The 8,295-nt window shown below is 68.8% G+C and carries 7 protein-coding genes; 5 read left to right on the plus strand and 2 right to left on the minus strand.

Annotated features, from left to right (window positions below; translation table 11 throughout):
* Window positions 1-102: 102 nt before the first annotated feature.
* Together ABZV91_RS31460 and ABZV91_RS31465 are read right to left on the minus strand one after the other, a co-directional pair.
* The gene (locus tag ABZV91_RS31460; RefSeq protein WP_355249365.1) at window positions 103-501 is read right to left on the minus strand and encodes a hemophore-related protein; all 399 of its coding nucleotides are present in this window, start codon (window positions 499-501) and stop codon (window positions 103-105) included.
* A gap of 71 nt (window positions 502-572) precedes the next feature.
* Window positions 573-2,543, minus strand: a complete 1,971-nt coding sequence (locus ABZV91_RS31465) for an AMP-binding protein (RefSeq protein ID WP_355249366.1) — start codon at window positions 2,541-2,543, stop codon at window positions 573-575.
* A 389-nt stretch (window positions 2,544-2,932) separates the two neighbouring features.
* Here ABZV91_RS31465 and ABZV91_RS31470 point away from each other — a divergent pair, with 389 nt between their 5' ends.
* The 5 genes from ABZV91_RS31470 to ABZV91_RS31490 form a co-directional block, all read left to right on the plus strand.
* Window positions 2,933-6,640, plus strand: a complete 3,708-nt coding sequence (locus tag ABZV91_RS31470; RefSeq protein WP_355249367.1) for an ATP-binding protein — start codon at window positions 2,933-2,935, stop codon at window positions 6,638-6,640.
* A complete protein-coding gene (locus tag ABZV91_RS31475; protein ID WP_030522784.1) occupies window positions 6,637-7,050 on the plus strand; it encodes a roadblock/LC7 domain-containing protein in 414 nt (137 codons plus the stop codon). Before ABZV91_RS31470 ends, ABZV91_RS31475 begins: the two co-directional genes overlap by 4 nt.
* A 7-nt stretch (window positions 7,051-7,057) precedes the next feature.
* The gene (locus ABZV91_RS31480; RefSeq protein ID WP_030522783.1) at window positions 7,058-7,432 is read left to right on the plus strand and encodes a DUF742 domain-containing protein; all 375 of its coding nucleotides are present in this window, start codon (window positions 7,058-7,060) and stop codon (window positions 7,430-7,432) included.
* Window positions 7,413-8,015 (plus strand): ATP/GTP-binding protein, encoded by a 603-nt coding sequence (locus tag ABZV91_RS31485; RefSeq protein ID WP_174372388.1) that lies wholly within the window; start codon window positions 7,413-7,415, stop codon window positions 8,013-8,015. Before ABZV91_RS31480 ends, ABZV91_RS31485 begins: the two co-directional genes overlap by 20 nt.
* 72 nt (window positions 8,016-8,087) lie before the next feature.
* Window positions 8,088-8,295: hypothetical protein (locus ABZV91_RS31490; protein WP_355249368.1), on the plus strand; the 208-nt coding region annotated here is incomplete at its 3' end.

Below are 8,295 nucleotides of genomic sequence, written 5' to 3' on the forward strand. Positions count from 1 at the left end.
GCCTCGAAGCGCATGCGCCGCAGGCGCGAGTCTCGAGGCCGAAACGGCGAGACCAAGGGGGCCTCGACCCCGCGACGCCGCAGGCGCCGCCGAAAACACAGCTCAGTAGTTGTGGCAGCTGTCGGCTACGCCCTGCAGCGTGGTCCGGAGCTGTTCGGTCCGGGGGTCGTTCTCGGCCTGCTGGGCTGCTTCGGGATTCTGTTCGATGTACTGCTGCAGTTCGGCGCGGCGTTGTTCGACCGGCTGATCGAACTTGCTCTGCAGGTCCGCTTTCAGGCCGGGGTTGTTGTCGAGCATCGACGCCAGCTCGGGGGCCTGGGCGTGGAGCGCGGCCTCGATCTGGGCGAAGGAGCAGTCGCTGGTGATCAGCGGTTCGGCGAAATCCGTCGGCGCCGCGGAGGCGACCGCGGGGCTCAGGAACGCGGTAACCGCGGCGGCGGCGCCCAGCGTGAGGGTGATCGGGCCGAGTGCGCCGCGAAGCCGGGTTGTCGTGTGTGCCATGGGGTTTACTGCCTCCTACGGTGGTCGTGTCGAGCCGGGGCTCGTGGACTGCCTCAGACCGTATTGTGCCGTCATGGCCGGGCTCTGAGGTTTTCTTGAGAGGAGTTTGAGTTTTGGGCGGGCCGCACGATCCGGGCGAGTTCGTCGAGCACGGTGGGATCTTCGATAGTGGAGGGGATTTCGTAGTTTTCGCCCGCTGTCATCTGGCGGATGGTCTTGCGCAGTATCTTGCCGGAGCGGGTTTTCGGCAGGGCGGGTACCACGACGGCGTCGTAGAGGCCGGCTACCGGTCCTATCTGTTTGCGGACGCGTTCGCTCAATTCGTCGCGCAACGTTTCGGGGTCGATGACGGCGTCGGACTTGAGTACCACATACGCGATGGGGCGTTGTCCTTTGAGTTCGTCGGGCAGTCCGATCACCGCGCATTCGGCGACGGCGTCGTGGCCGGCGACAGCCGCTTCTATACTTCCCGCGGAAAGGCGGTGCCCGGCCATATTGATCACATCGTCACTGCGGCCGAGGACGAACAGGTAGCCGTCTTCGTCGAAATATCCGGAATCGCCGGTGAGGAAATGCCCGGGATATGCCGACAGATAGGACCGCTGGTAGCGCTCGTCGTCGTGCCACAGGCCGGTGAGCGCGCCCGGGGGCAGCGGCAGGCCGATGACGATATTGCCTTCGGCGCCCGCGGCCACGGGGTTGCCGGAGGAGTCCAGTACGCGCAGCCGGTAGCCGGGGACGGGTACCGAGGCCGAGCCCGGTTTGATCGGCAGCCGCTGCAGCCCGAGCGGATTGGCACAGATGGGCCAACCGGTTTCGGTCTGCCACCAGTGGTCCACCACCGGGCAGTCCGCGCGATCCGCGAGCAGGGTGTCCTCGGCCCATCGGTAGGTGGCGGGATCGAGCCGTTCACCTGCGCAGAAAAGGGAACGGAGAGAACTGAGGTCGTACTCGCGGGCGAATGCGGCGGTGGGGTCGGCCCGGCGGATGGCCCGCAGAGCGGTCGGCGCGGTGAACAGCGTATGCACGCGATGTTCGGCCACCACCCGCCAGAAGGCACCGGCATCCGGGGTGCCCACCGGTTTGCCCTCGTAGAGCAGCGTGGTGGCACCGGCCAGCAGCGGCGCGTACACGATGTAGGAGTGGCCGACCACCCAGCCCACATCGGAGGCGGCCCACATGACCTGACCCGGGCCGACATCGTAGATATTGCGCATGGACCAGGTCAGGGCGACGGCGTGACCGCCGTTGTCGCGGACCACGCCCTTCGGCTTACCGGTGGTTCCGGAGGTGTACAGCACGTACAGCGGGTCGGTCGCCGCGACGGAGACCGGGTCCGCGGGCTCGGCGTCGCGGACCACGGCGTCCCAGTCCAGCCAGCGCACGGATGCGCCGACGGCCGGATCGCCGTCGTGGTTGTGTGGCGGGAAATCCGCGCGCTGTTTCACCAGCACGGTCCGCGGCGCGGTGGTACCGGCCAGTGCGAGGGCCTCGTCGACAATGGGTGGGTAGGCGATGGTCCGGTTCGGTTCCAGCCCCCCTGACGCTGTCACGATCAGGACGGGCTCGGCATCGTCGAGCCGGGCGGCGAGTTCGGGCGCCGCGAATCCGCCGAACACCACCGAATGCACGGCTCCGATTCGGGCGCAGGCCAGCATCGCGATCACGGCTTCGGGAATCATCGGCAGGTAGATCACGACCCGGTCACCGGCGCCTACTCCGAGATCACGCATTGCGCCCGCGAATTTCGCGACCTCCTCGCGCAGTTCGCCATAGCTGTAGACGCGGGATCTGCCGGTCATCGCCGAGTCGTAGATCAGTGCCGCCTGCTCGGTCCGGCCGGCGTCGATATGCCGGTCGAGCGCGTTGTAGCAGGTATTGAGCCGAGCGCCGGGAAACCATCGCGAAGTCCGGCGATCGGTGTCGAGAGCCTGTTCAGGGGGGACATCCCAATCGACGGCCGAGGCGGCGCGGGTCCAGAACTCGGCGGGATCGACCAGGCTGGTCTGATAGACCGGTCGATACTCGTTCCTCGCGTTCACCCGTGCTCCCTAGCCTCGCAGCAATCCTCGCCTCGATAGATCAGCACGATTGTGGCAGACTTCACGCGACCCCCCGTCGGGTGTCGCGACCATGGCTTATGCCTGTAACCGGCTGGTCAATGTGCGTGGACCCGGGCTGAGTACACCAAGAAGTTATTGATCCGTTAGAATCTGATGACACAAATTCGGTCCGTCGTAGACGCAATTTCTCGGCCAGCCGCGACCCACGGGCAGCTCCACCCGTCGAGCCACTATGCGAGTGTGGAGTTCCGCTGATGGAGCATGGCTGGGGCCAGGTTGGAAAGTGAGTGGGAATGCGTGACGCCGCTAGGTCCGGCACGAAGCGCTGGGCGCTGAGTAACTGGGACCTTCGCTGGAAGGTTACGGCCGTGCTGGCTGTGCCGTTGGCGGTCGCGGTCGGGCTCGGCGTGTCCAGGATTTCGGCGGAATGGAGCAACGCGAACCGACTGGGCTCGGCCTCCGAGAACGTCAGTATCGTTCCTTCCGTTCTCGATCTCAGTACCGCAACCTCCGCGACGGCGGGCTCGCAGGTGATCGCTATCGCGCCGGGCCGGTCGATGGTCACCGAGGACAATCTGACCTCCCTGGATCAGTCGATCGCCGCGGCCGAGTCCGCACTCACCGAACTCGACGATCTTCCGGTGGCGCGGCAGGCGCTCTCCGAGATGATCGACCAGGCCAAGGGCGTGCGCGCCCAGGGGACGGCGCCGACGAATCTGCCGCCGGAGGAGGCGGTGGAGGTTCTCGACAAGGCCCGTAACGCGGGTGTCCGGGCCGTGGAGGCCATTCTCGGGGAGGTCGGTGACGCGTCGATCGACCCGGCGAAGCTCCGGCTCGTCGACGCGCTGAACCTGCGGTCCACCATGGTCGGTGAGATCACCGCGGCGGCCGAATTGCTGCGGAACCAGGAATCCGGCGAACAGGCCTATCGCACCGCGACCAATACCGAACGCGCGCTGCTGAACATCCTGAGCCAGCGCTACAACGCCGAGGATCCGGATATCGCGATCCTGCGCCAGGGCATCGACAACCGCGCCGGCATGCTGGAGACCCCCGAGGCCCAGGCCGGGCGGTTGCCGCTGGGTGAGGCCCGGCAGTCACTGCTGGACAGCACCGGGACCACCGACAAACTGATCGCCGAGGCCACCTCCTCGATCGACGACGGTGTGCGGAAGATGGCCGACAAGGCCCTGTCCGACGCCGTCGTGTACTCGATCGTCGTGCTGCTGACGATCCTGGCCGCCCTACTGCTCGCGGTGTTCGTGGCCCGCTCGATGATCGTGCCGCTGCACCGGCTGCGCCTGGCCGCCCTCCGGGTCGCCGAGAGTGATCTGCCCGACGAGGTCGCCCAGCTCCGTACCGGCGCCTCGCCCGAGGAGGTCCCGCTCGAACCGATGCCCATCCGGTCCGAGGAGGAGATCGGTCAGCTCGCGCGCGCGATCGACGATATCCACGGTCAGGCGCTGCGGCTGGCCAGTGATCAGGCCCAGATGCGTTCCCAGGTCAACGATATGTTCGAAACCCTGGCGCGCCGCAGTAAATCGCTCGTCGACCATCAGCTCAGCCTCATCGAGGCGATGGAGTACGACGAGAAGGACCCGCGCCTGCTGGAGAACCTCTTCCGGCTCGACCATCTCGCCGCGCGTATGCGCCGTAACGGCGACAACCTGCTGATTCTCGCCGGTACCAAACAGCGCCGCGCCAAATCCGCGCCCGTCGAGATCGCCGATGTCCTGCGGGCCGCGATCTCCGAGGTCGAGGACTACGAGCGGGTCAAGCTCGGCGCCACCCCGCGCGGTGCGCTGATCGAACCGGCCGCCTCCGATATGGCCCACCTGTTCGCCGAACTCCTGGACAACGCCCTGCGCGCGTCGCCGCCGGAGACGGACGTGAAGTTCACCTTCGCCCAGGCACACGATCAGGGCCTGCTCATCGAGGTCGCCGACCGCGGTATCGGTATGCCGCCGAGCGAGATGGCCGAGATCAACCGCCGGCTGGAGAGCACCGCCGAACCCGGTCCCGACACCGCTCGCCACATGGGTCTGTTCGTCGTGGGCCGGCTCGCGGAACGGCACGGTCTCAACGTGCGGCTGCGGCCGACCTTCGATACCGCGCGCGATCCGGGCGTCACCGTCACCGTGCACGTCCCGATGAGCCTGATCGTCGCCGGGGAGACCCAGATCCTGCCGCTGGCGACCGGATCCGGCCCGCAGGCCGTCGTCCCGAACGATGCCGCGAAGAAGAAGCCGGAACAGTCGCCCGACGAGGCCGCCGCGGCCGCGTTGCGCAATGCGCCGGGCGGACCGTCGATGCAGACCCGCGGTATCAGCCGCACGGCCGCCGGAAACATGATGGTGACCGTCGACCCCGGGATGAGCGGACCGCTGCCGGCCGTCGAACGGCCGAAGCCGCCGGAGCGTCCGGCCACTCCCGCGCCGCTGGGGGCGGGTGGGCTGCCGCAGCGGCAGCCGGGCAGCGCCATGGGCGGAGGCCCGCGCGAGGGCGAACAGGGCACCACCAGTCTCCGGGAAGCCAGCGCGGGCAGTACCGCCCAGCGCGGCAAACTCGCCGCAGCCAGCCTGCCGAAACGTAATCTGGGACCGAGCGGCGGTGGCGCCACACCGACCCTGCCGCCGCGTACCCCCGGCGAATCGATCGCGGGCGGCCCGCCGCCGCGGGAGACCAACGCCGGTCCCGGCGGGCTGCCGCAGCGGCAGCCCGGCACCGCCGGCGCACCGCAGCCGAGTCCGGGTGGCCTGGGCGGGCTGCCGCAGCGCCGGCCCGGTGCGAACGGAGCGCCCGGTGGCCCCCGGGACGCCGCGCCCGCTCGTCCGGCCGACGAGCGTCCCACCGAGACCGCGTCGGAAACCGCCGCGCCGCCGCGTCTGGGCGGGTCGCTGCCCACGCGTCAGCCGGGCCAGCAGCGGCCGGGCGGTCTGCCGCAACGGGATCCGGGTACCAACGGCGCCCCGTCCCGCGAGAACGGAGCCTCGGGGCTGCCCCAACGCGGAGGTCCGGCGGCCGGCAGCGTGCCCCGGCGGGAGCCGGAACCGCGTCCCGGCGCCGAATCCGCGTCGGGCGGACTGCCCACCCGGCGCGAGCCCGGAGCCAACGGCCTCCCGCAGCGGGATTCCGCCTCCGGCCTCCCGCAGCGCGATTCCGTCAACGGTCTGCCACGGCGGGATGCCTCCGGCGAGTTGCCGGCCCAGCGTGGCCCGGCGGCGGCCGGTGGGTTGCCGTCGCGGGATGCCTCTGGCGAGTTGCCGGCCCAGCGCGGCCCGGCGGCGGCCGGTGGGTTGCCGTCGCGGGAAGGCTCCGGCGAACTGCCGGCCCAGCGCCCGGGCGCGCTGCCGCCGCGGCGGGAAGCGCCGGGCAACGGTCTGCCCCAGCGTCCGGCCGCCGGTGGCGGTCTGCCGCAGCGTGGAGTGCCGGCCGACGGCGGCCACACGGCCCGGGAGCGCTCGAACACGCTGCCGCAGCGGGATATCGCGGCACCGAGGCGGCAGCCCCCGCTCGCCGAACCGGGTGCGTTGCCCCGCCGAGAGCCGGGCGGCTACACCGCCGAACGGTTCGACAACCCGCCCGGCGTCGCGTTGCCGCGTGAGCCCCGGCCCACCGGAGGGTCCGCGGCCGCGCGGGAACCCGGACGGCACAGCTACAAGTCCAACCCGGCGAAGACGGCGTCCTTCTTCCAGACCCGGTTGCAGCCGGCGGAGGAGACCGACAGCGTGCTCGGTGGCACGCCCATCTTCGCGGAGATGATGTCGGCATGGCTGTCGGATTCGGACTCCGATCGTTCCCAGGCCGTCGCGTCCTTCGAATCCCCGGGTGACGAGGGCTGGACGGCGGCTCGGCGAGCCAGTGAGGCCGAGCCCGAAACCCGCACCGCGGCCGGTCTGCCGCAGCGTAATCCGGGCGGCCGGTTGGTCCCCGGCGCTGTCAGCGGCGCCCAGGATCGGACGCCGAGTCGCAATCCCGAAACGATCCGGTCTAGTTTGAGTCGGCACCAGCAAGGTGTTCGGGATGGCCGTGCAATGCGAGCAATGAACCTAACCGGAGACAAAGGAGACCGATGAACCCCGAACTAGGTGGTACGAACCGTCAGTTGGATTGGCTGGTTTCGAACTTCGCAGGCGAGGTTCCTGGCGTAGCCCATGCCGTTCTGGTCTCGGCCGACGGCCTGCTGATGGCGGCGAGTGCCCAACTACCGGTCGACCGGGCCGAGCAGCTCTCGGCGGTCACGGCCGGACTGGCGAGTCTGTCGGTGGGTGTGTCCAATCTGTTCGAAGGCGGCACGGTTCTGCAGTCCGTCGTCGAAATGGAGCACGGCTACCTGCTGCTGATGGCGGTGGGCGACGGGTCCTATCTCGCGGTCCTGACCAATACGTCCTGCGATATCGGACAGGTCGGCTACGAGATGGCTTTGTTGGTCGAACGCGTAGGCCAGACAGTTCAGGCCACCCCACGCGTCACGATGGGTTCCTGATGGTGGGATGGACATAGAGGATCACCGCGTGGGAGGCTCCGAGCCCAGTCTCGTGCGCCCGTACTCGCTGACCGCCGGTCGTACCCGGCCGAAGGTCGAGTTGGCGCTCGAGGCTCTCGTCGCGTCCCATCCCATTTCGCTCGAACGCCAGTACGAACTGAGCAATATCGAAAACTCGATAGTCGAGTTGTGCAGGGAGTCGCCGTCGGTCGCCGAACTAGCGGCTCGACTGGGTATACCGATCGGGGTGGCGCGTGTACTTGTAGCGGACCTGATCGAAGCCGGGCATGTCCGCGTTTCGGCGACATTGAAAGACGATTCCAGCGACGATGAACGTCGCGAGCTGATCGAAAGGGTTCTCAGTGGACTCCGGCGTATATGATTCGACGGCACAGGTCGATACCCGCCAGACCAAGCCGACCTCGGCGAAGATCGTGGTCGCAGGCGGGTTCGGCGTGGGCAAAACGACGCTGGTGGGGGCAGTTTCGGAAATCGTCCCGTTGAGAACCGAGGCTCTGGTGACAAATGCCAGCGCCGGGATCGACAGTCTCGCGGGTATCGAGAGCAAATCCACCACCACGGTGGCCATGGACTTCGGCCGGATCAGCCTGGCCGAGGATCTGGTGCTGTACCTGTTCGGCACTCCGGGCCAGTACCGTTTCTGGTTCATGTGGGACGACCTCATCCGCGGTGCGATCGGTGCGGTGGTGCTGATCGACACCCGGCGGCTGGAGGACAGTTTCGCGGCGGTCGACTACTTCGAGGCGCGCAACCTGCCCTTCCTCGTGGCGCTCAACCAGTTCGACGACGCCCCGCAGTACCCGATCGAGGATATCCGGCAGGCGCTGGCCGTCCCGGCCGATGTGCCGATCATGCCGATCGACGCGCGCCGCCGGGAACCGGCCAAGGAGGCGCTCGTGCGGCTGACCGAGTACGCGTTGCAGAAGGTCACCCGGGGCTACTGAGCCGGCTGCCCTCATACTGGTCGGCGTGCCGGTGTGGACAGGTGCGGTGCCGGGCATCCTGGGACGGCTCGGATGACGTCGTCGCGAATCGGGTCCCGGCAACTGCTCGAAGCGTTGCTCGATCCCGGCTCCTTCGTGAGCTGGGATTCCGCGCCCCTGGACGTGGCGCGGACCGGTGACTACCGGTCCGGGGGGGCCGCCGGCCGGGCGGCGGCGGGGGCCCCCCCGGAGTGGGGGACCCCGCTGTCGGCGTGGGACGGGGGGGCGGGCGCGCCGAAAC

Source organism: Nocardia sp. NPDC004568 (genome assembly GCF_040609955.1).
Classification (GTDB): Bacteria; Actinomycetota; Actinomycetes; order Mycobacteriales; family Mycobacteriaceae; genus Nocardia.

Bases quoted from the DNA above. Each gene is read 5' to 3' on its own strand.
- ABZV91_RS31460 (WP_355249365.1), bottom strand. From the start codon at position 501: ATGGCACACACGACAACCCGGCTTCGCGGCGCACTCGGCCCGATCACC.
- ABZV91_RS31475 (WP_030522784.1), top strand. From the start codon at position 6,637: ATGAACCCCGAACTAGGTGGTACGAACCGTCAGTTGGATTGGCTGGTT.
- ABZV91_RS31480 (WP_030522783.1), top strand. From the start codon at position 7,058: ATGGACATAGAGGATCACCGCGTGGGAGGCTCCGAGCCCAGTCTCGTG.